This window comes from Microvirga lenta, assembly GCF_020532555.1.
Lineage (GTDB): Bacteria > Pseudomonadota > Alphaproteobacteria > Rhizobiales > Beijerinckiaceae > Microvirga > Microvirga lenta.
The window spans coordinates 99694-125698 of record NZ_JAJBBR010000014.1 but is presented as its reverse complement, the minus strand read 5'-3'; the positions used below and the strand labels follow the sequence as shown (position 1 = coordinate 125698).

The following is a 26005-nucleotide window of genomic DNA, read 5'->3' as shown; positions in this document are numbered from 1 at the left end:
CAATGCGCCGGGTCGAAGCACCGATCGAGGAGGTCGCCGCTCGGGCCTATCGCATACCGACCGATGCGCCCGAGGCGGACGGCACCTTCGCCTGGGAGCGCACGACCCTCGTCACGGTCGAGATCGCCGCCGGCGGAAGGACCGGGTTGGGCTATACCTACTCGACGCTCGCTGCCGTGCCTCTGATCGCCTCGACCCTGGCTCCTGTTCTCATGCAGGAGGACGCCTTTGCCATTCCGCGTCTCTGGCAGGCGATGGTGGCGCAGATGCGCAATCTGGGTTCGCGAGGGATCGCGGCGACGGCAATCTCCGCGGTCGATGTCGCTCTCTGGGATCTCAAGGCGCGCCTTCTGGGGATTCCCCTGGCGCAGCTGTTCGGTCAGGCGCGGGATGAGGTGCCGGTCTACGGAAGCGGCGGCTTCACGACCTATTCCCACGACCGCCTCAAGGAGCAGCTGGGTCGCTGGGTGCACGAGGATGGCTGCCGCTTCGTGAAGATGAAGATCGGCAGCGAGCCCAGGAAGGACATGGACCGCATGACGCTGGCAAAGGAGGCGATCGGCGATGCTGCCCTGATGATCGATGCCAATGGCGCCTTCGACCGCAAGGAGGCGTTGATGTTTGCCGAGCGCGCCGCCGACCTCGGCGTGATCTGGTTCGAGGAGCCGGTCTCCAGCGACGATCTCGACGGCCTGCGGCTCCTGCGGGACCGGGCTCCGGCCCCCATCGAGATTGCCGCCGGCGAATACGGATACGACTCGTTCTATTTCAAGCGGATGATGGATGCGGGCGCCGTCGACGTGCTCCAGGCGGATGCGACCCGGTGCTGCGGTTATACCGGGTTCCTGAAGGCCGCGGCCCTGGCCGATGCCCAGCCGCTGCCGCTGTCTGCGCATACCGCACCCGCGCTCCATCTCCCGGTCTGCTGTGCGGCCCCGCGGCTGCGTCATGTGGAGTGGTTCCACGATCACGCCCGCATCGAGCAGATGCTCTTCGAAGGAGCGCCGATAGCCAAGGACGGGTTCATCCGGCCGGATCTGTCGCGACCCGGCCACGGACTCACGTTCAAGCACGCGGATGCCGAACGCTTCGCGGTATGAGCCGCGATCGGAATGCGAGAGGAGGTGCCTCTTGGCGAATGTGCTGAAGACGGATTCCCGCCGCTCCCTACAGGAGCGTCGACGCCGGTGGACGCCGGGCGGTAGGATCAAGAGCGCCTCGATCCCCGCGCCCGATCCGGACGCCCTCGTGCACGAACTGAAAGCCGCCATCCAGGGCGAGGTGCGCTTCAGCAACGGCGACCGGGCGCTCTACGCCACCGATGCGTCCAATTACCGTCAGGTCCCGATCGGCGTCGTCGTGCCGAAGACGACCGAGGATGTGGTCAAGGCGGTGGAGGTCTGCCGCAGGCACGAGGCGCCGCTCGTGGCCCGAGGGGGCGGCACGAGTCTGGCAGGTCAGACCTGCAACACGGCCGTGGTGATCGACTTCTCGAAATACCTCAACCGCATTCTCGAGCTCGATCCGGAGCGGCGGCGGGCCAGGGTCGAACCGGGCTGCATTCTCGATGCCCTTCGGGACGCGGCCGAGCGCCACCATCTGACCTTCGGACCGGACCCCGCCACGCACAGCCACAACACCCTGGGAGGGATGATCGGCAACAATTCCTGCGGGGTGCATTCGGTCCAGGCGGGACGTACCGCCGACAATGTCGAGGCGCTGGACATCCTGACCTATGACGGCCTGCGCCTCAGCGTCGGCCCCACCAGCGATTCCGAACTGCGCTCCATCCTGGCGGCGGGTGGGCGGCGGGCGGAGATCTACCGGAGTCTCGACGCCTTCCGGCGCCGGTATGCCGACCTGATACGGGAGCGTTTCCCGAAAATTCCGAGACGGGTCTCGGGCTATGCCGATCTCGACAAGCTGCTGCCGGAGAACGGCTTCGATATCGCCAAGGCTCTCGTCGGAACGGAAGGCACCTGCGTCACCGTGCTCGGAGCGACGCTCGCGCTCGTTCCGAGCCCGCGCGAGCGCGTACTCGTGATCATCGGTTTTCCCGACATCTTCCAGGCTGCCGATATGGTGCCGCGCATCCTGGAGCACGAGCCGCTGGCCGTGGAGGGAATCGACCATTTCCTGGTAGACTCGATGCTGCGCAAGCACCTGCACGAGAGCGACATGAATCTTCTGCCGCAGGGCTGCGACTGGCTGGTGGTGGAGTTTGGCGGCGAGACCGAAGAGGAGGCCGCCGAGAAGGGGCGGCGGCTCGTCGCGCAGTTCGAGGCTCTGCCGCACGCGGAGGCCAAGTTGATCTGCCGGGACGAGGCGGAGGAGCGGATCTGGGCGGTGCGACGGGCGGGGCTTCCCGGCAGCGCCTATGTGCCGGACAGGCCCGAGACCTGGGAGGGGTGGGAGGACACCGCCGTGACGCCGGAAAGCCTCGGCGATTACCTGCGCGATCTGAAGGCTCTCTTCGACAAATACGGCTACATCTCGCCCATGTACGGCCATTTCGGCGATGGTCTGGTCCATTGCCGCGTCAGTTTCGATCTCGACAGCGAGGAGGGGATCGAGACCTGGCGTCGCTTTCTCGACGAAGCTGCCGATCTCGTGGTGCGTTACGGCGGATCCCTGTCGGGGGAACATGGCGATGGTCAGTCCCGCGCGGATCTGCTGGAAAAGATGTACGGGCCGGAGCTGATCCAGGCCTTCCGCGAGTTCAAGGCCATCTGGGATCCGCAGGGCAGGATGAATCCCGGCAAGATCGTGGATCCCTACCCGATCACGTCCAACCTGCGGCTCGGCCCGAGCTATCGGCCGCCGAAGCTCGACACCCACTTCCACTTCGAGGAGGAGGGCGGCTTCCAGGGTGCGGTCGAGCGCTGCGTCGGCGTCGGCAAGTGCCGCCGCCACGACAGCAAGGACCAGGTGATGTGCCCGAGCTACCTCGTGACCCACGAGGAAAAGAGTTCGACCCGTGGCCGGGCCCGCATGCTGTTCGAGATGCTGCACGGCGGGCCGCTGACGAAAGGCTGGCGCAGCGACGAGGTCGAGGATGCGCTCAAGCTCTGCCTGGCCTGCAAGGGCTGCAAGAGCGATTGTCCCGTCAACGTGGACATGGCGACCTACAAGGCCGAATTCCGCGCCCATTACTACAAGCGGCGGCTGCGTCCGCGCTCGGCCTACACGATGGGGTTGATCTATTGGTGGGCCCGGCTGGGCTCGAAGACGCCGCGACTCGCCAACCTCACCACCCAGATGCCGCTGCTGCGCAACGTCACCAAGGCATTGGGCGGCATCCATCAGCAGCGAACCATGCCTGCCTTCGCCCACCAGACCTTCACGGATTGGTTCAGACGTCGCCGCAACCCGCCGACGGATCGGCCCCGGGTTCTGCTCTGGCCCGACACCTTCAACAACTTCTTCCGCCCCGAGACGGCAATCGCCGCCACGCGGGTGCTGGAGGCTATGGGGTACGAGGTCACGATCCCCGACCGCCCCCTGTGCTGCGGTCGTCCGCTCTACGATCAGGGGATGCTGCCCACGGCGAAGCGGCTGTGGCGGCAGACCATGAGGACCCTTCATGTGGAGATCGAGGACGGCACCCCCATCGTCGGCCTCGAACCGGCCTGCGTCGCGGCCTTCAAGGATGAACTCACGGGCCTTTTCCCGGACGATCCCCGTGCCAGGCGATTGAAGGAGCAGACGGTCTTCTTCAGCGACTTTCTTTGCCAACAGGCCGAGGAGCTGAACGTCGCGAGAGGCGGCGGCAGGGCCTATGTGCAGATCCACTGCAACCAGCATGCCGTCATCAAGACCGAAGGCGAGCGCCACCTGCTCGACAGCCTCGGTCTCGACTACCGCTTCCTGCCGTCCGGCTGCTGCGGCATGGCAGGGGCCTTCGGGTTCGCGGCCGAGACCTATGATGTCGGTCTCGCGGCCGGTGAAAGGGTGCTGCTGCCGATGGTGCGGGAGGCGGATGAGGATGTGCTGATCCTGGCAAACGGGTTCAGCTGCCGAGAGCAGATCGAGCAGGGGACCGGTCGTCAGACGCTCCACGTCGCCGAACTGGTGGAGAAGTTCTGCGACCTGTGAGCCTTCGGACAAGGCCTATGCCTCGCGCGCCAAGGCGCTTTCATGCCATCGCCGCAGCAGGAAGTGGGCGAAGGCGGAGAGGAGAAGGAAGACGATCACGCCCGTCAGCGCCAGGAGCACGAGCGCCGCGAAGAGGCGCGGGATGTTGAGCCGGTACTGGCTCTCGATGATGCGGTAGGCGAGACCCGATCCCGCTCCCGCCGAGCCTGCCGCCATCTCGGCGACGACGGCGCCGATCAGGGAAAGGCCGCCGGCGATGCGCAGTCCGGTGAGGAAGGCGGGCAGGGCCGCCGGGCGGCGCAGGATCCAGAGCGCCCTGAGACGCGCGCGGAAGCGTGTCCAAGGGGTCTGCAGGGGCGAGGTGCCGTAGAGCTCGAAAAGCTCCAGCAGGTTCCTGTCGACGGAATGGAGGCCCAGCATCGTGTTCGACAGGATAGGGAAGAATGCCACCAGCCACGCGCAGGCGAGCACGGCCGCATCCTGCGGCATGTAGATCAGGAGCAGGGGTGCGATGGCGATGACCGGCGTGACCTGCAGCACCACGGCGAAGGGATAGAGCGAATATTCCACGATCCGCGACAGGCTCAAAAGAACCGCCAGAGCCACGCCGCCGACGACGGCCAGGATCAGGCCCAGGAGCGTGGTCTTGAGGGTGGTCAGCAGGGATGCCGACAGAAGCGGCCAATCCGCGACCATCGTCCACAGGATGAGGCTCGGGGCAGGCAGGATGTAGGGCGGCACGGCAGCGGCGCGGACATAGATCTCCCACGTCCCGACCGCGATGGCGAGGACGGCTGCCGGCAGCAGCAGCCTGAGGAAACCGCGTGGCGTGACATTCGCCGGTTTCATGACGATGCACCGGCAATGGGCGCTTCGAGCTGCCGCGAAATCCGCCGGCACAGCTCGGCATAGCGGGCGCTCGTACGGAAGTCCGTGCCGCGCTCGTTGCGCGCAGCGCCCTCGATTTCGGCGACGATCCGGCCCGGCCGCGGCGACATGATCGCGATGCGGTTGGAGAGATAGGCGCTCTCGTAAATGGAGTGGGTCACGAACACGACGGTGCAGCCCAACTCGCCCTGGAGCCGCAGGAGGTCGTCGTTCAGCCTGAACCGCGTGATCTCGTCGAGGGCTGCAAAGGGCTCGTCCATCAGCAGCAGGCGCGGCTTGAGGCTGAGGGCTCTCGCGATGGAGACGCGCATCTTCATGCCGCCGGAGAGTTCGCGAGGATAGGTTGCGGCGAAGCCTTCAAGGCCGACGAGGGCGAGAGCATCCGCAATGCTCCCGGCCGCATCGCGCCTCGAGACGCCGCGCAGGCGCAAGGGGAGCCATACATTGTCGGCCACGTTGGCCCAGGGCATCAGGGTCGGCTCCTGGAAGACGAAGCCGATCTCGCCCCGGTGGTCCTGCGCCGCGGCGCCCGGCCAGGCGACGGATCCGCTCGTCGGATGCGCGAGGCCGGCGATGATCCGCAGGGCCGTCGACTTGCCGCATCCCGAGGGGCCGAGCAGGGAGAGAAACTCGCCCGGCCGCACGTCCAGATCGAGATCGGACAGGGCGGTGACGCCGCTGGCGAAGACCTTGGTCACGCCTTGCAGGCAAACGAGGGGCGGGACGGCCTCGGTCATCGCTCGCGGCAGGGCCGCCACTCCTAGTGCCGCAGGTTCAGCCCGACGCCCTTGTTCACGAACCGGAGCGTATAGGCCTTCTTGTAGTCGAGATCAGCCTTGAACAGGCCCGCCTTCACCATCTTGTCGAAGAAGTCCTTCATGCGCGCATCCGTCATGGCGCCGATGCCGAGGGTCGCGGTGTCGCCGGAATCGACAATGCCGTGCTCCTTCATCTTGGCAACCGAATAGGCCAGGAGCTCGTCGGTCATCTCGGGATTGTCGCGCTTGATCAGCGCGTTCGCCTCGGCATTGTCGCCATAGAGATAATTGTACCAGCCGATCGTGGAGGCATCGACGAAGCGCTGCACCAGGTCGGGGTTCTTCTCCACCACCTCGCGCCGCGTCTCGACCGTCGTCGAGTAGGTGCTGAAGCCATGGTCGGCCAGGAGGAACACGTTGGGCTTGAAGCCCGCCGCCTTCTCGATGGTGAGCGGCTCGGATGTGACGTAACCCTGCTGGACGGCCTTCTTGTTGGCCATGAAGGGAGCCGGGTTGAAGCCGTAGGGCTTCACCTGCTCGTCCTTGAAGCCGAACTCCGCCTTCATCCATTGATAGAAGGTGGCGAAGCCGTCCTTCGAGAGGAGGATGTCGTTGGATTTCTTGAGGTCCGGAAACGTATCGAAACCCTGCCCCGGATGGCTCAGGAGCACCTGGGGCTCCTTCTGGAAATGCGCGGCGACAACGACCGTCGGGATGTCCTTTTCGACCGCCGAGAAGGCCTGGATCATGCTGCCGCCCATGTAGAAGTCGAGCTTGCCGACCGTCATGAGCATGCGGTTGTTGGCGCGCGGGCCGCCGGGCACGATGGTGACCTTAAGGCCGTACTTCTCGTAGGTCCCGTCCGCGACCGCTTGATAATAGCCGCCGTGCTCTCCTTGCGCGATCCAGTTCGTCCCGAAGGTCACCTCGGTCAATGGCTGCTGCGCCAGGGCGCGATCCGCGCCCCAGCCGAGACAAAGGGCCAACATTCCAGCCAGGCAAGCATTCGGCTTCATGCGCAGCAATCCCTCATCCGGCAGGAGATCCGCCGTTCATGCCAGCTTCTGCGCGCTCCGAATGTCCTTGGCAAGATCTCCGGCCGCCGGAACGATCAATCGACGGACCAGGGATAGGTCCAGGTTTCGGTCAGGGTCCGGTTCCCGGCCTTGAGGAATGCCCGCAGATCGGTGGACTGTCCCGGCTCGAGCTTCACGTCGATGGCGGCCCGGAAGCCCTTGGTGTGATCGTTGGGAACGATGAAGGTGTGGGTGATCGTCCCGGCCGAGGTGGAAGGGACGAGCTGCACCTGTCCCGGGTCGCCCAGGTAATAGGGCAGGTTCCCGCCCGCGAAGTCGATGATGAAGCGGCGGTGGGTCGGGTCGCTCGGGGCGTTCGTGCCGCTGGCGCGGGGAGGGGCCTGGAAGGTGTTGATGGCCTTGCCTCCCGGGTGCATCCCTCCGACCGCCGCCACGGCGCGGAGCCGGTAGGAAATGGCGATCTCCTGTCCCGGCTCGTATGGCTGGTTCGGCTGCCAATAGGCGACGATGTTGTCGTGGGTCTCGTCCGGCGTCGGGATCTCGACCAGTTCCACCTGGCCCTCGCCCCAGTCGCCCATGGGCTCGACCCAGTAGCCGGGCCGTTTGTGGTAATAGGCTTCGAGGTCCTGATAGTTCTCGAAGACCCGGTCGCGCTGCATCAGGCCGAAGCCGCGCGGGTTGTTGTCCTGGAACGACGAGATCGTCTTGCGCTCGGGGTTGCGCAGGGGGCGCCAGATCCATTCGCCGGCGCCCGACTGGATCAGGAGCCCGTCCGAATCATGGAGTTCGAGCCGGAAGTCGTCCGTCTGGTGCCGGTCGTTCTCACCCTCGAAGTACATGGAGGTGAGGGGGGCGAGACCCACATTCGGGATGCTCTGCCGGGGGAACAGCGTGGCGGTCACCTCGACGGTGGTTTCCTTCGAGGGGTAGATGTGGAAGCGGTAGGCCCCGGCCACGGAGGGGCTGTCGAGCAGGGCGAAGACCGTCGCCCGCTCGGCGTGGGGCTTGGGCATTTCGACCCAGAACTCGCGGAAATGCGGGAACTCCTCCGCCTCGCCGCCTTCCACGTTGATGGCCAGCCCCCGGGCGGAGATCCCATATTTCTGATCCATGCCGAGGAAGCGGAAATAGCTGGCGCCCAGGAAGGCGATCACCTCGTCGAGGACCTTCGGGTCGTTGAGCGGGTAATGGAGGCGGAAGCCTGCAAAGCCGAGGTTGACCGGCAGCGGGCGCTCGATGCGGTTGCGGCCGTAATTGAACAATTCCCGCTGATAGGGGACCGGCGTCGGCACCCCGTCCCGCAGCACGTTCACCGTGACAGGGCGGCGGTAGAGGAATCCGAGATGGAACAACTGCATCCGGAACGGTCCGCCCGCGCTTCCCAGGAGGGCCCGGTCGGGATTGAAGCGGATGTCCCGGTAATCGTCGAAGCTGAGCGCGTTGAGAGGCTCCGGAAGCTGGGCCGGAGGGGCCTCGTAGGGAGCCCTGGAGAGCTCGCGCGCCCGGCTGACCACATCCTCGTAGCGGAAGGGATTCGGGCCGGGAACGCCGTTCGGCTGGGCCAAGGCGGGCATGGCGGCGGTGGCCAGGAGACTTTGCAGCAGGGTCCTGCGGGAGAGAATCGTCATGGGCAGCGGAAACTGTTTCTTTTTGAGCTGGAACGGGCCGGCAGAGTCCCAATATAGGGCTTGAGCGGACGTCCTTGAGCCCCCGGCACTTAATGAAGGCTGAACGGCTCCTCTTAGGAAAGGATGCCGATCCTGCGGGCTAAAAAAACCTGAAAAAGGTCCCCAAAAGGACTTGTGGTCCGGGGGCATTAAGCTTATTTGAGTCTTGCCCAATTTCGCACGTGCCTGTGGTCGCGTGCCGGTTGGTGGGCATCCGGACAAGAGGCCGGACAGCCGCCCGAGAACGACCTAGTTCTCGATACCCCTAACCGGCAGCCGGAGGCGAAACCGGCGTACCTCGTTCTCAACGGGGGACGTGACTTAAAGCAACGACGAACGGGCTTTTTTGGTCTCGTTGGCCCTCCAAAGGTCAGCACCGAAGAGGCTTGTTTATCATTGCCGCGCGTGCGGACAGGGGACTCCCCCTTTCCAATCCAAGGCAGCATCGTCGGGTGAAGAACCCATTGCCTTATCGTGTCTCCATCGCACGAGAGCGCAATGTCGTCTTCCCTCGCTGACGCCGGACGGTTCGCCGTCTGAACTTCAATCCGAGGCCTGAAGAGCCTCCATTGAACCTTTGGTGGGGAGAGCGCCATGACTGAGCGCATTCGTGAATTTCTGCGCAACCGACGCGAGGATGGCCCGTGCGTGGTCGTCGATCTCGACATCGTGCGCGACAACTACTCGAAGTTTGCCCGTGCGCTGCCCGACACGCGTGTCTTCTACGCCGTGAAGGCCAATCCTGCGCCCGAGGTGCTGAGGGTCCTGGCCGAGATGGGCTCGTGCTTCGACACGGCCTCCGTCGTCGAGATCGAGCTCGCGCTCGCCGCCGGCGCCACGCCGGACCGGATCTCCTTCGGTAACACGATCAAGAAGGAGCGCGACATCGCCCGCGGTCTCGAGCTCGGCGTGCGCCTGTTCGCGGTCGATTGCGAGGCGGAGGTCGAGAAGATCGTCCGCGCCGCGGCTCTGGTGGGCGTGCCCTCCGGCGAGGTGAAGGTGTTCTGCCGCATCCTGTGCGACGGCGCCGGCGCCGAATGGCCGCTCTCGCGCAAGTTCGGCTGCGTGCCGGAGATGGCGGTCGACGTGCTGGAGCATGCCTACCGGAACGGGCTCGAGGCCTATGGCGTCTCGTTCCATGTCGGCTCGCAGCAGCGCAACACGGAAGCGTGGGATCAGGCCCTCGGCTCTGCCTCCACGATCTTCCGGGAATGCGCCGATCGCGGCATCCACCTGTCGATGGTCAACCTCGGCGGCGGGTTCCCGACGAAGTACCTGAAGACGGTCCCGATGGTCGAAGCCTATGGCGAGTCGATCTTCCGGGCGCTGTCCAAGCACTTCGGCAACCGTCTGCCCGAGACGATTATCGAGCCGGGCCGCGGCATGGTTGGCAACGCCGGCATCATCGAGGCTGAGGTCGTCCTCATCTCGAAGAAGAGCCAGGACGAGGACGAGGTGCGCTGGGTCTACCTCGACATCGGCAAGTTCGGCGGCCTCGCCGAGACGATGGACGAGTCGATCCGCTACCCGATCCGCAGCGAGCGCGACGGCGACCGCAAGGTTCCCTGCGTGCTCGCCGGCCCGACCTGCGACTCGGCCGACGTTCTCTACGAGAAGGAGCCCTATCCGCTCCCCATCTCGCTGGAGATCGGCGACAAGGTGCTGATCGAAGGCACGGGCGCCTACACGACCACCTACTCGGCGGTCGCGTTCAACGGCTTCCCGCCGCTGAAATCCTACGTGATCTAATTCACGTCCCGCCTGCCTCAGCCCTGAGGCAGGCACCAACCCCCAAAAGTTGTCCCGGACGGCCTGCCCGGCATGGGCAGGTGCGAGGGCTGTCGCTCACCCCACGCTTGGGAGGCCACGGCCATGATCACGATCCGCGAAGAAACCTTCCGCGATGTCGAAGCGCGCGAGGCGCTTCTCGATGCCTGCTTCGGACCGGAGCGGTTCCAGAAAACCTGCGAGCGCCTGCGCGAGGGCCGGCGCCCGGCGGAGGGCCTGTCCCTCGTCGTCGAGCAGAACGGCGCCCTGGTCGGCACCGTTCGCCTCTGGCACGTCTCCGCGGGGCCGAACCGTCCTGCCCTGATGCTCGGCCCGATCGCCGTCGATCCGTCCCTCCAGGGGCTGGGGCTCGGCGGCAAGCTTATGCGCGAGGCCTTGAAGGAGGCGGATGCCCGCGGCCATGGGGCGGTGCTGCTGGTGGGCGATGCGCCCTATTACGAGCGCTTCGGCTTCTCGACGGAGAAGACGCAGGCCCTGTGGATGCCTGGCCCCTACGAGCGCAGCCGCTTCCTGGCGCTGGAACTGAAGGCCGGCGCCCTCGACGGCGCGCGGGGCCTAGTCTCGGCGACCGGCGAGCCGGAGCAGAAGCCGGATCTCGCGGCTCTGGTCGCGGCGGCCGCGCAGAGCCTGTGGACCGGCATGCGCCCGGCGGCCTAGCGGGCCGATCCTTCCGAGGGCCGCAGAGGCTCGGCCCTCGGATTAGGAAGCGTGAAGGTGACGGCGGCGGCGGCGATCAGGTAGGCGGCGAAGCCCAGGGCCACCGCATCGATTCCGACACCGATATCGAAGAGGGGGCCGGCTACGACCGGCCCCGCGGCCGACGCGATCACCATGATGGCTCCGGCGAGCGCACGGATCTTGCCGAGATGCCGTGTGCCGTAGATCTCCGCCAGAACCGCCGCGATCACCACATTGGTGCAACCCGCCGTCAGGCCGATCAGGCTGAAGAACAGGAGCGGCACGAAGGGACCGCTGGCGGTGGCCAGCGTAACCGACGCGAGGATCATGCCGACGAGATAGAAGTGACTGAGCCGCACGGCCCCGAACCGGTCGACGAGTGTGCCCGCCGTCATGGTCACGGCGACGGAAACCAGCGCGAAAACGGTGATGCCGGTGGCCAGCAGTTCCAGGGGCCATCCCTTCGCCTCCGCGATGAAACGCTGATGAAAGAGATAAGCCGTCATGATCGCCGGATAGCCGACCATCGTGGGAATGAGAGCCAGGAAGCGCCAGTCGCGCAGGGTGTCGATCCAGCGGGGCCCTGCCTCGTGGGGCTCGCTCGCGCTCGACGCGTCCGGGAGACTCGAACTGCGGGCTTTGAGGAAAGGGCTGAGAGCCCAGCCGATGGCGAGGCATGCGAGCGCGACCAGCGCGGCGGTTCTCCAGGTGCCGGTCCATCCGAGGGAGGCGATCAGGGCGACCGCGATGGCGGGAAACACCGCTTCTCCTCCCGAGAAGCCGAGGGTCGCCACGCTGACGGCCCTGCCGCGGATGCCGGCGGGCAGGCGGGCCGTGCTCATGATGCCCGCATGGCTCAGCATTCCCTGTCCGAACAGGCGCAGGAAGAACAGGCTCAGGCCCAGCACGAGCAAGTTCGGAGCAACCGACAGGCTGGCGGCCGCCGCCGCAAGGCCCAGCAGGGCGACGGTCGCATAAAGGGGAATGCTGACGCGATCGATCAGGCTGCCGATCCAGATCATCAGGATGCCCGACGCAAGCGTGGCGAGCGAATAGATGAGCCCGAACCCTCCATGGGTAAGCCCGAAGGCATCGCGGATATTGGGGCCCGACAGCGAAATGAAGAAGGTCTGACCGAAGGAGGACACGAAGGTCAGTGCGAAGCCGAGGCCGATGGCGCGCCAGTGGTGTTTCAGAAGATCATGGAATGTCATCGGGTCGGGCCGGATTGGATGAGGTTGAACGCCGATCATGAAGCTTTGTTGCATGATGTCGAGGCGGATACGCGCATGGCAGGGCTGCTCCTGTCATCAGGTCTTCGCCATCCGCAGGGGAATTTGCCCTCCGGCGCATGTTGGAAGCCCCAGGCATTGACCCCGAGGGCTCGTCAATCCTAGATGCCGCCCACATCCGTTGTCCGGCGTTGAGCCGCCCCACTTCCTGCCGCAAGGAGACAGATTCGATGAGCGCTTGGCCCATCCATGCCCGTATTACCGGCCCCATCGTGATGATCGGCTTCGGATCGATCGGCAAGGGAATGCTGCCCCTGATCGAGCGGCATTTCGAGTTCGACAAGAACCGCTTCGTCGTCGTCGATCCCGTCGATACCGACCGCAGCATGCTCGACGTGCGCGGCATCACCCTCGTCAACAAGGCCCTCACGCGGGAGAACTACCGCGAGATCCTCACGCCGCTTCTCACCGAGGGTGGTGGGCAAGGCTTCTGCGTGAACCTGTCGGTCGATACCTCCTCGCGGGACATCATGGAGCTGTGCCGGGAGATCGGGGCTCTCTACATCGACACCGTGGCCGAGCCCTGGGCCGGGTTCTATTTCGACAAGAGCGCCGGCCCCGCGGCCCGCACCAACTACATGCTCCGCGAGAACATCCTCGATGCCCGCCGCCAGTCGCCGGGCGGCCCCACCGCGGTGAACTGCTGCGGCGCCAATCCGGGCATGGTGTCCTGGTTCGTCAAGCAGGCGCTCCTCAACATCGCCAAGGATACCGGCCTCGACCACGAGGAGCCGAAGACCCGCGAGGATTGGGCGCGGCTGATGCAGCGCGTCGGCGTGAAGGGCATCCACATCGCCGAGCGCGACACCCAGCGTTCGGAAAACCCGAAGCCCATGGGCGTGTTCGTGAACACCTGGTCCGTCGAGGGCTTCGTGTCGGAAGGCATGCAGCCGGCGGAGCTCGGCTGGGGCACCCATGAGAAGTGGATGCCCGAGAACGGCCGCACCCACGACAAGGGCTGCGGAGCCGCGATCTACCTGCTCCAGCCCGGCGCCAACACCCGGGTGCGCTCCTGGTGCCCGACGCCCGGGCCACAATACGGCTTCCTCGTCACGCACAACGAGGCGATCTCGATTGCGGACTATTTCACCGTCCGCGACGGCGACAAGGCCGTCTACCGTCCGACCTGCCACTACGCCTATCATCCCTCGAACGACGCGGTTCTGTCGCTGCACGAGATGTTCGGGAACGAGGGCAAGGTGCAGGAAAAGCACCACATCCTCACCGAGGACGAGATCCAGGACGGCGCCGACGAGCTCGGCGTTCTGCTCTACGGCCACGGCAAGAACGCCTATTGGTACGGCTCGCAGCTCTCCATCGAGGAGACCCGCAAGCTCGCGCCCTATCAGAACGCGACCGGTCTCCAGGTCACCTCAGCCGTGCTCGCCGGCATGGTCTGGGCGCTGGAGAATCCGGATGCGGGGATCGTCGAAGCGGACGACATCGACTTCCGGCGCTGCCTCGAGGTCCAGACGCCCTATCTCGGACCCGTCGTCGGCGTCTACACGGACTGGACGCCCCTCGACGACCGCCCGGGCTTCTTCCCGGAGGACATCGACACCTCCGATCCGTGGCAGTTCCGGAACATTCTGGTGCGGTAAAACCGTTCATTGTCATCCCGGCCGCCCGATGCGGCCGGGACCGACAGACGAGGAAGACAGGCATGCCCCATTTCGAGGAATTCTACGCCGACAAGCTCCGGGGCTCTCTCGGGGTCACGGACGCGGAATCCGTTCTCGACCTGCGCGAGGCGTCGCGGGAGCAGGCGGCGGCCTCGATTCAGGACATGCTGGAAAGAAGCCGTTTCGCCCAGAGCAAGACGGTCGCGATCCGGCTCTCGCCCCCGCCGGAAGGGGGCGGGGAAACCCTCTTCCAGCCGATCGGCAAGGCCCTGCTGGAGGCCAAGAAACGCGGCTGGATCGAGCGGCTGCAGACCCTTCCCGCTCAGGACGGGCTGGGCTTCTACATCGTACTGGCCGGAAAGCCGGAGAAGGCCTGATCAGGCCCGGGCCGGGCCCCGTGACCGGGGCCGCCTGAGAAGGCTGCGCAGGAATCCCCCGAGCAGCAGGATAGCGCCCCAGACCGCCACGAACCCGGCAGCCGCCGAGAGGATTCCCTCCTCCGTCACCGGCACGGCCGGCTCGAAATCGCGATAGGTGGCCTCCATCAGGTCCCGGTCGCCGCTGCGCACCATCAGGGCAATGCGGGAGAAGGGGCCGGCCTCGATCATCGCCTGGCGATGGGCCTCCAGCCGGCCCAGGCGCTCCACGTTGCCCTGCATGGCCGCGCCCTGGCGGGTGACGAAGCTGTCCGCATTGTTGCGTAGGCGGAGAATGGCGCTGTCCCGGGTCTCGCCGCTCGCTGCGGCATCCGCATCGAAGCGCGTGACGACCTGCCGGAGCTCGTCCACCGCGCCGCCGAGGCGCTGGCGGTACTGCTGGGAATATTCAGGACCCTGGGAGGCCACGAGCCCGCCCAGCAGGCCGAACCCGAATGCGACAATGCGGACGATCCTGGGCAAACGACACCTCCTCAGAGATCAAGAGCGTCGCTGATGTCTTGTTCCACGACCTCGTCCAGGGCCTTGGCGACCTTGTAGGCGCGGGTTTTCGCACCCGGCTCCATCACGAGGATCACGGTCTCCATGCCCGGGCAGGCGGGGTCGGCGCAGACGATCTCGTTGACGGAAAGGACCGTCTCGGACGACGCCCGAAGGGCCTTGCGGGCCCAGCCTTTGACCCGCTCCACGGCCTCCCGGTCGACCTTCTGCCGACCGAAGGCATTCCGCAGGAGCGCTCCGAAACCCGCCATGGCCGGCCTTTAGGCGGGAAGGGTCAGAATGCCGGCCTGGCCGTCCGCGCAGCCGAAGGCAAGCCGCCTGCCGGCCTTGTCCCAGGCCATGGCGGTGATGCCGCTGTCCTTGACGGCGGGACGCACCAGCAGCTCCGAGGCATCGGCCATGCGGATGAGAAGGATGCAGCCGTCCTCGTAGCCGACCGCCAGCACGTAGGTGTTGGGATGGAAGGCGACGCGGCTGACCTTGGCGTGGCGCACGCCGCATTCCCGCGGCTGCTTGCCCATCGGGCCTTCCTTCGATTCGAAGGGCCACACGATGGCGGCCTCGGCGCCCGAGGTGGCGAGCCACTTGCCGTCATGGGACCAGGAGAAGGAGCGCGTCTTCGACGGGTAGCCGCTCATGCGCATGTGCCCCTTGTCGGGGATCAGGCGCCAGCCGTGCAGGGCGTTCTCCTGCATGGAGGTGACGACGAAGCGGGCATCCGGCGACCAGACGACGTCGAGATGCGAGCCCTTCCATTCCAGCACCTCGGGCTTCGTCTCCACGTTGGGAAACCACAGGGTGGCGCCATTGTAATGCGAGATTGCGAGCCGGTAGCCCTTGGGCGCGAAGGCAAGGCCGCGGGCCGTGGAGGGAACCTCGAGGGTCTTCTCCCGCCCCTTGTCGTCACGGGCGATCACGCGCTTGCCGGCACCGTAGGCGAAGGCGCCGCCCGGGCTGATCGCCAGCGAGTCGATCCAGGCGCCCTTGGTCTCGGCCAGGGTCCTGGTGCTGCCGTCCGCCCCGGTCACCGCCACGCGGCCGTCGTCGCCGCCGGTAACGAAGCGCTCGCCGTCGCTGGCGCCGACCAGCACGCCCGCATCCGGGTGGGCCTCGGCGCGATGGGTCTCGCCGTCCTTGGCAAGCACGACGCCGCCGTCTCCGAGACCGAAGGCGGCGGTGCCTTTCAGCCAGCCGAGGGCGGTGACATGCTCACCCGCATCGACAGGGGTGACGCTTTGGGTCAGTGACGGAGCAGTTCCAGCAGTCATTCGGGCAATCCCTTCGGGGGAGAGCGATAGCACAGGATTGTGGTTCGGCGGCAGTGGGGGGAAACCCACCCGCGTCATTCCGGGGCGGCCCGCAGGGCCGGGCCCGGAACCCATAGCCTCAAACGGCGCGATTCGAAGCGGGACGCCGATCGTCCGATGTTGAAGCGCCGATGTTTATGGGTTCCGGGCTCCGCTGCGCGGCCCCGGAATGACCGAGGTGGTATGTCTTCACGCCGCGCAGGACAGGAAACCTTCGCGAATGGCGTCCTCGTCCAGGTCGCGGCCGATGAACACGACCTTGGAATCGCGCTTCTCGCCCGGCTTCCAGTCGCTCTGGACATCGCCGTCGAGGATCATGTGCACGCCCTGGAAGACGAAGCGCTTCGGCTCGTTCGGAAAGGCCACGATGCCCTTGCAGCGCAGGATGTTCGGCCCCTCGACCTGGGTGAGGTTCGAGATCCACGGCATGAATTTCTCCGGGTCGACCTCGCCGTCGATCTTCACCGCGACGGACTGCATGTCCTCGTCGTGGTGATGATGGTGGCCTTCCTCCAGGAAGTCGGGCTCGAGCTCGATGATCCGGTCGAGGTCGAAGGCCTTGCGGTCGAGCACCTCCGAGATCGGAATGGCGCAGTTCTGCGTCCGGTGGACCTTGGCATAGGGGTTGATGGCGCGGATGCGCGCCTCGACCTCGTCCAGCTCCCGGGGGCTGACCAGATCGATCTTGTTGAGGATGATCACGTCCGCGAACGCGATCTGGTTCTTGGCCTCCGGCGCGTCCTTCAGGCGGTCCGAGAGCCATTTGGCATCCGCCACCGTCACGACCGCGTCGAGGCGGGCGGTGTCGGACACGTCCTGGTCCATGAAGAAGGTCTGGGCGACGGGAGCGGGGTCGGCGAGGCCGGTGGTCTCGACGATGATGGCGTCGAACTTGCCCTTGCGCTTCATGAGGCCGTCGAGGATGCGGATCAGGTCGCCGCGCACGGTGCAGCAGATGCAGCCGTTGTTCATCTCGAACACTTCCTCGTCGGCGCCGACGACGAGTTCGTTGTCGATGCCGATCTCGCCGAACTCGTTGACGATCACGGCATATTTCTTGCCGTGCTGCTCGGTGAGGATCCGGTTGAGAAGTGTCGTCTTGCCGGCGCCGAGATAGCCAGTGAGCACGGTGACGGGGATCTTGTCGGACATCGGATGTTCCAAAAAGGCGAAGTTGCGGGTGTCATTCCCGGCGGCCTGCCTTCAGGCCGGGAAGGGGATCCAGCGTCCGGCGCGAGCCGTATCCGGATTCCCTTCCCCGCGCCGCTCGCCGGGAATGACACGCGACGAGCCCGCGAAGGGGATGATCAGCTCGACAAGGCCGAGCTGAAGGCCCTTATATTGTGTCGCATCATGTCAATGTAAGTCCCGGCCGGTCCGCTCGGCTCCGAAAGGGCATCGGAATAGACCTGGCTGCCGACGGCGGCTCCGGTCTCCTTCGCGATGCGCTCCATCAGACGGGCATCGGAGACGTTCTCCACGAAGACGGCCTTGATCTTCTCCTGCTTGATCTGCCGGATGATCTTCGCCACGTCCTTGGCTGAGGCCTCGGAATCGGTGGAGACGCCCTGCGGCGAGATGAACTCGATTCCGTAGGCATCCTCGAAATAGCGGAAGGCGTCGTGGGAGGTGATGATGCGGCGGCGGTCCGCCGGGATCTTGGACACCAGCCCCTTGATCTCCTCCTCGAGCCCGTCGAGCTGCTTGAGATAGGCGGCGGCGTTGGCCTCGTAGACGGCCTTGCCCTCGGGATCGGCCGCGATGAGGGCGTCGCGGATGTTGGTCACGTAGGTCTTCGCGTTGGCGATGCTCTGCCAGGCATGGGGATCGACGCCCGCATGACTATGACCGTGGCCGTGGCCATGTCCGCCGGCCTCCTCCTTCAAGGGCTTCACGCCCTTGGCGGCTTCGGTCACGGCGGCCTTGGTGCCGGAGGACTTGATGAGCCTGTCGATCCAGCCTTCGAACTTGAGGCCGTTGGTGATGACGACCTTGGCCTCCGTCAGGCGCCGTCCGTCCGCCGGGGTCGGGGAATAGACGTGGGCGTCCCCGTTCGGGCCGACGAGGGTCGTCACCTCGGCCCGGTCGCCGCCGACATTGCGCGCCAGGTCCCCGAGAATGGAGAAGGTGGCGACGACTTTCAGCTTGTCGGCGGCCTGGGCCGCGACCGGCAGGGCGGTTCCTGCCAGGGCAAGGCAGCCCAGGACCAGCGAGAGGGCATGTCTGCGAGTCGTCATCGGCGATGGTCCTTCTGTTGCGAAATCAAAGGAAGCGTCAGGCTTCCAGGTGCCTGCCGGGCCATGCGAGCCACAGGAGCCCGCCCTCCCGGCCGAAGATGAGCGAGCCGGCATAGATGATCCCGGCCGCCAGAATGACCGAGGGGCCGGCCGGGAGCTCCACATGAAACGACAGGAGCAGGCCGGCGAAGCCCGACACCATCCCGATCACCACGGACAGGATCATCATCATGGTGATGTCGCTGCTCCAGAACCGGGAGGCAGCGGCCGGCAGCATCATCATGCCGACCGCGAGAAGGGTGCCGAGCGCGTGGAACCCGCCCACGAGGTTGAGCACCACGAGGCCGAGGAAGATCAGGTGCGTCGGCGTTCCGGCCCGGCTGACCGAGCGCAGGAAGGTGGGATCGACGCATTCCAGCACCAGCGGACGGTAGAGAACCGCGAGCGTCAGCACCGTGGCCGACGAAATGCCCGCAAGCAGCAGGAGGGTGCTGTCGTCGAGGGCCAGCACCGTGCCGAAGAGCACGTGCAGCAGGTCCACGTTGGAGCCCCGGAGCGAGACGATCGTGACGCCGAGCGCGAGGGAGAGGAGATAGAAGGCCGCGAGCGACGCGTCCTCCTTCAGGGAGGTGAGCCGCGAGACGAGGCCCGCCGCGACGGCGACGATCACGCCCGCGAACAGCCCGCCGATGGTCATGGCCGGCAGGGACAGGCCCGCGAGGAGATAACCGATGGCGGCGCCGGGAAGGATCGCGTGGGCCATGGCGTCGCCGGTGAGGCTCATGCGGCGCAGCATCAGGAACACGCCGACGGGGCCGCCGCCGAGCGCGATGGCGATCACGCCGACGAGCGCCCGCTGCATGAAGTCGAACTCGGCGAAGGGGCCGTAGAGCATCTCGAACATGTCTGTAACCGTCACGCGGCACCGCGATGGCAGGGGGCTGCGTGGGGATCGTGCGCCTCGACCATCCGGCGGGCCTTCAGGAGGTTCTCTGGGCTCAGGACGTCGCTGGTCTCGCCCCATGCCACGGGTTCCCGGGCGATCAGGAGCGTCTGCGGGAAGACCCGCTTCACCGTGTCGAGGTCGTGCAGCACGGCCACGACCGTGCGGGATTCGTCGTGCCAGCGGCGCACCACGTCGAGGAGGTCGGCGGTGGTCTTGGCATCGATGGCGGTGAAGGGTTCGTCCAGGAGGATCACGGGGGAATCCTGCAGGAGAAGGCGGGCGAACAGGGCGCGCTGCATTTGTCCGCCGGAGAGGGTGGCGATCGGGCGGCGCTCGAAGCCGACGAGGCCGACCGCGTCCAGGGCCTGCTCGACCCGGGCGCGGTCCTTGGCCCCGATGCTGCCGAACAGGCCGGAGCGGGACCAGAGGCCCATGGCCACGAGGTCGTAGACCGAGAGCGGAAACGTGCGGTCGATCTCGGCCGCCTGGGGCAGATAGGCAATGCGCGCATTGGCCGGGCCGGTGAGCCGGATCCGGCCTTCGAGGGGACGCAGGGTGCCGACGATGCCCTTGAGCAGGGTCGACTTGCCGGCGCCGTTGGGGCCGACCACCGCCGTCAGGCTGCCGGGGGCGATCTCCCCGTGCAGATGATGGACGGCGGGCCGCCGGCCGTAGCCGAGGGTCACTTCGTCGAACTGAATCGATGTGGCGGCTGCGGGCATGGTCCTACCCCAGAACCCAGAAGACCAGAAGCCACAAGCCGGCCAGGAGGATCGCGGCCCCTCCGAGACGCTCCCAGGCCGAGAGGCGCAGCAGCGAGAAAGTCGGAGCGGCGGCAACCGCCCGATGGGCATGATCGTGATGGTGGTGGCTATGCGGCATACCGTTCAGATAGAACGGATTTTGCTCCCGTTCCAGAGGGCGTATAGTATTTTATACGCATTTTTTGATTGCATAGTCCGCCACCCGCAACCTTAAAAGGCGGGGTGGTACTGGTAGAGCCAGGTTTCGCTCAGCACCTCGTCGCCGTTTCGCAGGTAGCCGCGCATCTCGACGGGCTCCGTTCCGGTCACGGTGAGGTCGAACTGGGTGCGCCAATGGCCCGGCACGTTGTTGGGGACGGCCTCTGTCAGGACGTTCGAGAACTCGCCGCGGGATGCGGTGAGAACGGGCTGGGGAATGACGCCGTTCGGGAGCTTGGCCAGGGGCGGCCCCAGGAACTCGACCATGAACTTGCGCACGCCCTTGGGGCGTACGGTCCCGGCCTGGCCGCCATTGCCGAAGCGGGTCGCTACGACGCGCGCCAGAGGGGTCGGGTAGGGCTCCTCCGCCGACCAGGACATGCGGTAGCGGAAATCGAAGGACTGTCCCGCCCTGGCCGGCTCCGCCGGCACCCACATGGCCACGATATTGTCGTGGATCTCGTCGTCGGTCGGGATTTCCACGAGCTGGATCGAACCCTTGCCCCAGTTGCCCTGCGGTTCGATCCAGAGGGACGGGCGCCGGTCGTAATAGACGCCGTCGAGATAGTGGTCGAAATTGCGGTCGCGCTGGAGCAGCCCGAAGCCCTTCGGGTTCTCGTCCACGAAGGCCGAGGTGATGATCCGCGGGGGATTGTTGAGAGGGCGCCAGATGCGCTCGCCGCTGCCGGTCCACATGGCAAGGCCGTCGGAATCGTGGATTTCCGGGCGCCAGTCGATCGCCGTCGTCTTGGCCTTCTCCGAATACCAGTACATGGAGGTGAGGGGGGCGATCCCGAGGCGGCTCACGTCCTGGCGCAGGAAGACGGCGCTCTCGATATCCATGATGACCGCCGCCGCCCGCTGCATGACGAAGCGGTAGGCGCCCGTGACGCTCGGGCCTTCGAGGAGGGCGAAGACCGTGACCGTGTCCGAGCCCGGCTGCGGGGTGTCGAAATAGACATGGGTGAAGTCCGGGAACTCCTCGTTCTTGCCGTGGACCGCCACGTCCACCGCCAGGCCGCGGGCCGACAGGCCGTATTGATAGAGTTCGCCGATGGCCCGGAAATAGGACGCGCCCAGGAAGGCGACCCAGTCGTTCTTGCGCCAGTCGAGCCTGCCGTTGCGCGATTCCTGGAAGCGGAAGCCTGCGAAGCCCGAGTTTTCCGGCAGTTTCCGCGCCGGTGAATCCGCCGGCATGTCGAAATAGGCGCTGTCGTAGATGATCTCCCGCGCCTGCCGGTCGCTCACCACGTGCATCCGCACGGGCTTCTGGAAGAAGCGCCCCATGTGGAAGAACGTCACCGGAAACTGGCTCGGCCCGTCGGCCCAGAGCGCGAGGTCCGTCTTGAAGCGGATCTTGCCGTGGGCATCGTAGTCGATCTGCTCCAGCACCTCCGGCGAGGGGCGGGGCGGGGCGGAATAGGGCTCCTTCGCCATCTCCCGCGCCCGCCTTTTCAGGGCTTCGAACGAAAACGGGACGGGCTCGCCCATCTTCAGGCTCTGCTGGGCCAGGGCCTTGGTGGAGAAGCCGGTGGCGGCCAGACCGGCCGTGGCTGTTGCGACTTGGAGAAACTGACGACGGTTGAACATGGAACGACGTATTGACCTGTGGAGACAAGACCCCTACCCACCAAGGCGGCAGGATTAAGACCCTCATAACCTCTTGAGGTTTCGGCGTCAGCCGCCAAAACTAGGCTCACACACAGGCGCCGGAGAACCCGGCGTCGCAAACAGGGAGCTACGCCTATGCGTTCCACCTTCAAGCGCCGCCTCATCGGCGCCGCGACAGCCCTCGCCCTTGCAGGCGCCAGCGTTCCGGCCCAGGCGCAGGACTTCATCAACATCCTGACCGGAGGCACCTCCGGCGTCTACTATCCTCTCGGCGTCGCCATCTCCAAGGTGTTCACCGACAAGATCCAGGGCAGCCGCCCCTCCGTCCAGGCCACGAAGGCCTCGGTCGAGAACCTGACCCTGCTGCAGCAGGGCAAGGGCGAGCTCGGCTTCACCCTCGGCGACAGCCTCGCCATGGGCTGGGCCGGCGATCAGGAGGCGGGCTTCCGCTCCAAGCTGGACAAGCTGCGCGGCGTGACCGCGATCTACCCCAACTACATCCAGATCGTGGCCTCCAAGGATTCCGGCATCAAGACCCTCGCCGACCTCAAGGGCAAGCGCCTCTCCGTCGGCGCCCCGAAGTCGGGCACCGAGCTCAACGCCCGGGCGATCCTGCAGGGCGCGGGCCTGTCCTATGACGACCTTGCCAAGGTCGAGTACCTGCCCTTCGGCGAGTCCGTCGAGCTCATGAAGAACCGCCAGCTCGACGCGACCCTGCAGTCGGCCGGCCTCGGCGTCTCCTCCATCCGCGACCTCGCCACCTCGGTGCCGATCCAGGTCGTGGAGATCCCGGCGGACGTCGTGCAGAAGGTCGGAACTCCCTACGTGACGGCGACCATCCCGCCGAACACCTACGAGGGCCAGACCGCCGCGGTGCCGACCGCCGCCGTGGTGAACTACCTCGTGACCCATTCGGGCGTGAAGGACGAGACCGTCTATCAGATGACCAAGTCCATCTTCGAGAGCCTGCCGGAACTGGCCGCCGCCCACGCGGCCGCCCGGGACATCAAGCTCGAGAACGCCCTGTCGGGCATGCCGATCCCGGTGCATCCGGGCGCGCAGCGCTATTTCGACGAGAAGGGCGTGAAGAAGCAGGGCTCGTAACGCTTCAATCCATTTGACAAAACGGCCGGGGCGGGTGAACTGCTCCGGCTTTTTCATGTTCATCTACAAAGCCCGAATGGGAGACTGCACGCCATGAGTCACGGTGTGAACGCGTCTGAAGTCGCAGAGTTGGAAGCGCCGTCGACTCCTGCGAACCCTGAGCACGGCCTGCCCGAGAATTTCGGCGAGGGCATGCTCGGCAAGCTCCTCTTCTGGATCGCGGTCTCGTTCTCGACCTTCCAGATCGTCACGGCTTTCGGCATTCCCCTCGACCGCCCCATCCTGGCCGGCCTCTCGCTGATCACGATCATCGGCGGGGTCTTCGTGCTCTGGGCGGCGTGGCTCATCTTCTCCCGCATGCGGGGGAGCGACGTGGTCGACGGAGCCCTGGCCCTCCTGGCGCTCGCCGTCACCTACGGCCTCGTCCTCAAGTTTCCCGGCGGCCTGCCGAGCCAGGTCGTCCGCGCCCTCCATGTGGGCTTCCTCTGCCTGGTCGCGGGCGCCATGCTGGCGAACCACCGGGCCCGGAGCCCCGTGACCTATGCCCTCGGCTGGGTCATCGGCCTCATCGGCTTCGGAATCGGCCTCTATCACTGGGCGCTCTATGACGAACTCGTGATCCGGGCGGGCGAGGTCACGCCGGCCGATCTCGTCGTCGGCATTTCGGCCATCGCGGTCCTGTTCTATCTCGTCTGGCGCGTCATGGGCCCGGCCCTCCCGATCGTGGCGGGGCTGTTCCTGGCCTATTGCCTCTTCGGCAATTACCTGCCGGCGCCGTTCGACCACCGCGGCTATTCGCTGGATCAGGTGATCGAGCACATGTCCTTCGGCACCGAGGGGCTCTACGCCACGCCGACCCTGGTCTCGGCCACCTACATCTTCCTGTTCATCCTGTTCGGGGCCTTCCTCGAGAGGGCGGGCATGATCCAGCTCTTCACGGACGTCGCCATGGGCGCCTTCGGCAGCGCCAAGGGCGGTCCGGCGAAGGTGTCCGTGTTCTCCTCGGCGCTCATGGGCACGATCTCGGGCTCGGGCGTCGCCAACGTGGTCTCGACCGGACAGTTCACCATCCCGCTCATGAAGCGGTACGGCTATCGTCCGGAATTCGCAGGCGGTGTGGAAGCAACGGCTTCCATGGGCGGCCAGATCATGCCGCCCGTGATGGGCGCCGTGGCCTTCATCATGGCCGAGACCATCGACGTGCCTTACGTCGAGGTGGTCAAGGCGGCGATCATCCCGGCCATCCTCTACTACGCCTCGGCCTTCCTGGCGGTGCATCTCGAGGCCGGAAAGTCCGGGCTGCGGGGTCTGGCCAAGCACGAGCTGCCGAGCGCCATGAAGGCCCTGAAGGAGAAGTGGCACCTCATCCTGCCGCTCGCGGTTCTCGTCTATCTGCTCTTCTCGGGATACACGCCGCTCTTCGCCGGCTCCATCGGCCTGGCGCTCACGGTGGTGCTCATCCTGGCGGGATCCATGGCTCTCGGAATCCTGAACCAGACCGTCCGCGTCATCTTCTGGATCGGCCTCGGCCTGATCGCCGCCGCGCTGCTGCGGTTCGACATCACCCTGGTTCTGGCCCTCGTGGCGGTTCTGGTCCTGGTCAGCATCTTCATCCGGGGCGGCCCCGAGACGCTGCAGGCCTGCCGCGACGCGCTGGCGGACGGGGCGCGCCAGGCGCTCCCCGTGGGCCTTGCCTGCGCCGTGGTCGGCATCGTGATCGGCACCATGACCCTGACCGGCATCGGAACGATCTTCGGAAACTGGGTGGTCTCCATCGGCCGCGACTCGCTCATCCTGTCGCTGGTGCTGACCATGTTCGTCAGCCTCATCCTCGGCATGGGCATCCCGACGATCCCGAACTACATCATCACCTCGTCGCTGGCCGCGCCCGCGCTGCTGACCCTCGATGTGCCGCTCATCGTCTCGCACATGTTCGTCTTCTACTTCGGCATCATGGCGGACCTCACGCCCCCGGTGGCGCTGGCGGCCTTCGCGGCCGCGCCCATCGCGAAGGCGTCCGGCTTCCGGATCGGCTTCTCGGCCCTGCGCATCGCCCTGCCGGGCTTCGTGATCCCCTATATGGCGGTCTACGATCCGGCGCTGATGATGCAGCAGGCGGGAGGTCTTGAGGGCTGGGCCTTCTGGCTGAAGGTCGCCTACATGGTGGTCAAGGCCGGCCTCGCGGTCCTCCTGTGGGGTGCCGCCTCCGTCGGATACTTCCGCACGACCATGTACTGGTGGGAGAGGGTGATCGCCGTGGCTGCGGCCGGCACCCTTGTCCTGGCCCTGCCCATCACCGACGAGATCGGCTTCGGGCTCGCGGCGATCGTGATCGGCTACCATCTCTGGCGCAGCCGCGGGACCGGTGCCGCGGCCCCTGCGGCACAGCGGTGATCTGCCTCGTCGCAGGCCAGGTGATCGCGCCCCTCATGGCGGGCGCGCTCACCCTGGCCTGGACGCATTCCGTCGAAAAGATCGCCTGGGAGGAGGACTGGCGTTCCGGTCCGGCCGGGCTCGAACTCGTGGAGGCGCGGGTGCGCGGATCGGGCGCGGGCATGGAGCCGCCGCCGGATGCCCGCTTCGACAACGGCGTCTGGAAATGGCGTCCGGCCGTTCCGCCTCAAAAGGAAATCGTCATGCGGCGCTCGGGCGCCACAGCGGATTGGCGGATCTGCATCTCGGGCCAATGCCGGCCGATGGAGGCCTATGTGCCGGCCGGGGCGGACCCGATCGTGATGAAGGTGTGCGACAGGCCTTAGGCGGCTTCGCTGATCGGCTCCACGACGACGCAGCGCCGCCAGAGGATGAGCATGGTGTAGGCGCCGAGGAGGCTGAACAGGACCATCAGGGCGTAACCGACCGTGTCGCCCAGCTCGAACAGGCCCGCAATCGCCCAGCCCGCCGCAACCGCGACGCCGAACACTTCCGTGCCGATCAGGATCAAGAGGCTGATGACGGTAATGAGATTGCGCCAATTGGTGCGGGTCGGCTGTGCCACGGTCGCGTACTCCATTCTTTGACGGAAGGGACTACCCTAAACGCCCCCTTCGGTGCAAGTTTCTCCACCCTCCTCAA

The 26005-nt window shown here is 66.2% G+C and carries 24 protein-coding genes; 9 read left to right on the top strand and 15 right to left on the bottom strand.

The features are described 5' to 3' along the window. Positions 1-2 precede the first annotated feature (2 nt). Both LGR44_RS19320 and LGR44_RS19315 read left to right on the top strand, forming a co-directional pair. On the top strand, positions 3-1100 hold the full coding sequence (locus LGR44_RS19320; protein ID WP_226742344.1) for an enolase C-terminal domain-like protein: 1098 nt from the start codon (positions 3-5) through the stop codon (positions 1098-1100). Positions 1101-1140: 40 nt separating this feature from the next. Beyond that, positions 1141-4095: an FAD-binding and (Fe-S)-binding domain-containing protein gene (locus LGR44_RS19315; RefSeq protein ID WP_226742370.1), complete on the top strand. Its 2955-nt coding sequence runs from the start codon at positions 1141-1143 to the stop codon at positions 4093-4095. Between the two features lie 15 nt (positions 4096-4110). Here LGR44_RS19315 and LGR44_RS19310 read toward each other — a convergent pair whose 3' ends face one another. The 4 genes from LGR44_RS19310 to LGR44_RS19295 all read right to left on the bottom strand — a co-directional run bounded on the left by LGR44_RS19310 (position 4111) and on the right by LGR44_RS19295 (position 8406). After that, entirely contained in the window at positions 4111-4944 is an 834-nt protein-coding gene (locus tag LGR44_RS19310) for an ABC transporter permease (protein WP_226742343.1), read from the bottom strand. Continuing rightward, positions 4941-5720: an ABC transporter ATP-binding protein gene (locus tag LGR44_RS19305; protein WP_226742342.1), complete on the bottom strand. Its 780-nt coding sequence runs from the start codon at positions 5718-5720 to the stop codon at positions 4941-4943. Before LGR44_RS19305 ends, LGR44_RS19310 begins: the two co-directional genes overlap by 4 nt. A gap of 23 nt (positions 5721-5743) precedes the next feature. Beyond that, positions 5744-6757, bottom strand: coding sequence for an ABC transporter substrate-binding protein (locus LGR44_RS19300; RefSeq protein ID WP_404809957.1), 1014 nt, complete (start codon positions 6755-6757; stop codon positions 5744-5746). A gap of 95 nt (positions 6758-6852) precedes the next feature. Next, a complete protein-coding gene (locus tag LGR44_RS19295; RefSeq protein WP_226742341.1) occupies positions 6853-8406 on the bottom strand; it encodes a glucan biosynthesis protein in 1554 nt (517 codons plus the stop codon). Positions 8407-9039: 633 nt separating this feature from the next. On the opposite strand from LGR44_RS19295, the gene LGR44_RS19290 reads away from it, so the two are divergent. Continuing rightward, positions 9040-10194 (top strand): type III PLP-dependent enzyme, encoded by a 1155-nt coding sequence (locus LGR44_RS19290; protein ID WP_226742340.1) that lies wholly within the window; start codon positions 9040-9042, stop codon positions 10192-10194. 123 nt (positions 10195-10317) lie between these two features. After that, positions 10318-10890, top strand: a complete 573-nt coding sequence (locus LGR44_RS19285; protein WP_226742339.1) for a GNAT family N-acetyltransferase — start codon at positions 10318-10320, stop codon at positions 10888-10890. Here LGR44_RS19285 and LGR44_RS19280 read toward each other — a convergent pair. Then, positions 10887-12125, bottom strand: coding sequence for an MFS transporter (locus LGR44_RS19280; RefSeq protein ID WP_226742338.1), 1239 nt, complete (start codon positions 12123-12125; stop codon positions 10887-10889). The two genes, LGR44_RS19285 and LGR44_RS19280, sit on opposite strands and share 4 nt — an antisense overlap. Positions 12126-12373: 248 nt before the next feature. On the opposite strand from LGR44_RS19280, the gene LGR44_RS19275 reads away from it, so the two are divergent. Together LGR44_RS19275 and LGR44_RS19270 are read left to right on the top strand one after the other, a co-directional pair. Then, positions 12374-13804, top strand: a complete 1431-nt coding sequence (locus LGR44_RS19275) for a homospermidine synthase (RefSeq protein ID WP_226742337.1) — start codon at positions 12374-12376, stop codon at positions 13802-13804. Between the two features lie 62 nt (positions 13805-13866). Continuing rightward, positions 13867-14202: a hypothetical protein gene (locus LGR44_RS19270; protein ID WP_226742336.1), complete on the top strand. Its 336-nt coding sequence runs from the start codon at positions 13867-13869 to the stop codon at positions 14200-14202. On the opposite strand, the gene LGR44_RS19265 is transcribed toward LGR44_RS19270, so the two are convergent. The 9 genes from LGR44_RS19265 to LGR44_RS19225 form a co-directional block, all read right to left on the bottom strand. Further along, positions 14203-14724 carry a DUF2937 family protein gene (locus tag LGR44_RS19265; RefSeq protein ID WP_226742335.1) on the bottom strand — a complete coding sequence of 174 codons (522 nt, stop codon included), beginning with the start codon at positions 14722-14724 and terminating at the stop codon, positions 14203-14205. It lies immediately after the preceding gene. A gap of 11 nt (positions 14725-14735) precedes the next feature. Then, positions 14736-15014 carry a hypothetical protein gene (locus LGR44_RS19260; RefSeq protein WP_226742334.1) on the bottom strand — a complete coding sequence of 93 codons (279 nt, stop codon included), beginning with the start codon at positions 15012-15014 and terminating at the stop codon, positions 14736-14738. A 9-nt stretch (positions 15015-15023) separates the two neighbouring features. Then, positions 15024-16031, bottom strand: a complete 1008-nt coding sequence (locus LGR44_RS19255) for a WD40 repeat domain-containing protein (protein WP_226742333.1) — start codon at positions 16029-16031, stop codon at positions 15024-15026. 228 nt (positions 16032-16259) lie between these two features. Then, entirely contained in the window at positions 16260-17222 is a 963-nt protein-coding gene (locus LGR44_RS19250; RefSeq protein ID WP_226742332.1) for a CobW family GTP-binding protein, read from the bottom strand. 155 nt (positions 17223-17377) lie between these two features. Beyond that, the gene (locus tag LGR44_RS19245) at positions 17378-18307 is read right to left on the bottom strand and encodes a metal ABC transporter substrate-binding protein (protein WP_226742331.1); all 930 of its coding nucleotides are present in this window, start codon (positions 18305-18307) and stop codon (positions 17378-17380) included. Between the two features lie 37 nt (positions 18308-18344). After that, on the bottom strand, positions 18345-19211 hold the full coding sequence (locus LGR44_RS19240) for a metal ABC transporter permease (RefSeq protein ID WP_226742368.1): 867 nt from the start codon (positions 19209-19211) through the stop codon (positions 18345-18347). Positions 19212-19222: 11 nt separating this feature from the next. Further along, complete coding sequence (gene aztA / locus LGR44_RS19235; RefSeq protein ID WP_226742330.1) at positions 19223-19975, bottom strand: zinc ABC transporter ATP-binding protein AztA; 753 nt, start codon at positions 19973-19975, stop codon at positions 19223-19225. 4 nt (positions 19976-19979) lie between these two features. Then, positions 19980-20135 carry a hypothetical protein gene (locus LGR44_RS19230; RefSeq protein ID WP_226742329.1) on the bottom strand — a complete coding sequence of 52 codons (156 nt, stop codon included), beginning with the start codon at positions 20133-20135 and terminating at the stop codon, positions 19980-19982. A gap of 92 nt (positions 20136-20227) precedes the next feature. Beyond that, a complete protein-coding gene (locus LGR44_RS19225) occupies positions 20228-21805 on the bottom strand; it encodes a glucan biosynthesis protein (protein ID WP_226742328.1) in 1578 nt (525 codons plus the stop codon). Between the two features lie 156 nt (positions 21806-21961). Between LGR44_RS19225 and LGR44_RS19220 the strand changes: the two genes are divergently transcribed. From LGR44_RS19220 to LGR44_RS19210, 3 genes are all read left to right on the top strand, one after another. Beyond that, on the top strand, positions 21962-22930 hold the full coding sequence (locus LGR44_RS19220) for a TAXI family TRAP transporter solute-binding subunit (protein ID WP_226742327.1): 969 nt from the start codon (positions 21962-21964) through the stop codon (positions 22928-22930). 93 nt (positions 22931-23023) lie between these two features. Next, the gene (locus LGR44_RS19215; RefSeq protein WP_226742326.1) at positions 23024-25324 is read left to right on the top strand and encodes a TRAP transporter permease; all 2301 of its coding nucleotides are present in this window, start codon (positions 23024-23026) and stop codon (positions 25322-25324) included. Positions 25325-25344: 20 nt separating this feature from the next. Then, positions 25345-25689 (top strand): DUF1850 domain-containing protein, encoded by a 345-nt coding sequence (locus LGR44_RS19210; protein ID WP_226742325.1) that lies wholly within the window; start codon positions 25345-25347, stop codon positions 25687-25689. On the opposite strand, the gene LGR44_RS19205 is transcribed toward LGR44_RS19210, so the two are convergent. Further along, positions 25686-25943 (bottom strand): hypothetical protein, encoded by a 258-nt coding sequence (locus tag LGR44_RS19205; protein ID WP_226742324.1) that lies wholly within the window; start codon positions 25941-25943, stop codon positions 25686-25688. The genes LGR44_RS19210 and LGR44_RS19205 overlap by 4 nt on opposite strands. Positions 25944-26005 lie beyond the last annotated feature (62 nt).

Bases quoted from the DNA above. Each gene is read 5' to 3' on its own strand.
- LGR44_RS19320 (WP_226742344.1), top strand. From the start codon at position 3: ATGCGCCGGGTCGAAGCACCGATCGAGGAGGTCGCCGCTCGGGCCTAT.
- LGR44_RS19310 (WP_226742343.1), bottom strand. From the start codon at position 4,944: ATGAAACCGGCGAATGTCACGCCACGCGGTTTCCTCAGGCTGCTGCTG.
- LGR44_RS19305 (WP_226742342.1), bottom strand. From the start codon at position 5,720: ATGACCGAGGCCGTCCCGCCCCTCGTTTGCCTGCAAGGCGTGACCAAG.
- LGR44_RS19300 (WP_404809957.1), bottom strand. From the start codon at position 6,757: ATGAAGCCGAATGCTTGCCTGGCTGGAATGTTGGCCCTTTGTCTCGGC.
- LGR44_RS19295 (WP_226742341.1), bottom strand. From the start codon at position 8,406: ATGACGATTCTCTCCCGCAGGACCCTGCTGCAAAGTCTCCTGGCCACC.
- LGR44_RS19290 (WP_226742340.1), top strand. From the start codon at position 9,040: ATGACTGAGCGCATTCGTGAATTTCTGCGCAACCGACGCGAGGATGGC.
- LGR44_RS19285 (WP_226742339.1), top strand. From the start codon at position 10,318: ATGATCACGATCCGCGAAGAAACCTTCCGCGATGTCGAAGCGCGCGAG.
- LGR44_RS19280 (WP_226742338.1), bottom strand. From the start codon at position 12,125: ATGACATTCCATGATCTTCTGAAACACCACTGGCGCGCCATCGGCCTC.
- LGR44_RS19275 (WP_226742337.1), top strand. From the start codon at position 12,374: ATGAGCGCTTGGCCCATCCATGCCCGTATTACCGGCCCCATCGTGATG.
- LGR44_RS19270 (WP_226742336.1), top strand. From the start codon at position 13,867: ATGCCCCATTTCGAGGAATTCTACGCCGACAAGCTCCGGGGCTCTCTC.
- LGR44_RS19260 (WP_226742334.1), bottom strand. From the start codon at position 15,014: ATGGCGGGTTTCGGAGCGCTCCTGCGGAATGCCTTCGGTCGGCAGAAG.
- LGR44_RS19255 (WP_226742333.1), bottom strand. From the start codon at position 16,031: ATGACTGCTGGAACTGCTCCGTCACTGACCCAAAGCGTCACCCCTGTC.
- LGR44_RS19250 (WP_226742332.1), bottom strand. From the start codon at position 17,222: ATGTCCGACAAGATCCCCGTCACCGTGCTCACTGGCTATCTCGGCGCC.
- LGR44_RS19245 (WP_226742331.1), bottom strand. From the start codon at position 18,307: ATGACGACTCGCAGACATGCCCTCTCGCTGGTCCTGGGCTGCCTTGCC.
- LGR44_RS19240 (WP_226742368.1), bottom strand. From the start codon at position 19,211: ATGTTCGAGATGCTCTACGGCCCCTTCGCCGAGTTCGACTTCATGCAG.
- aztA (WP_226742330.1), bottom strand. From the start codon at position 19,975: ATGCCCGCAGCCGCCACATCGATTCAGTTCGACGAAGTGACCCTCGGC.
- LGR44_RS19230 (WP_226742329.1), bottom strand. From the start codon at position 20,135: ATGCCGCATAGCCACCACCATCACGATCATGCCCATCGGGCGGTTGCC.
- LGR44_RS19225 (WP_226742328.1), bottom strand. From the start codon at position 21,805: ATGTTCAACCGTCGTCAGTTTCTCCAAGTCGCAACAGCCACGGCCGGT.
- LGR44_RS19220 (WP_226742327.1), top strand. From the start codon at position 21,962: ATGCGTTCCACCTTCAAGCGCCGCCTCATCGGCGCCGCGACAGCCCTC.
- LGR44_RS19215 (WP_226742326.1), top strand. From the start codon at position 23,024: ATGAGTCACGGTGTGAACGCGTCTGAAGTCGCAGAGTTGGAAGCGCCG.
- LGR44_RS19205 (WP_226742324.1), bottom strand. From the start codon at position 25,943: ATGGAGTACGCGACCGTGGCACAGCCGACCCGCACCAATTGGCGCAAT.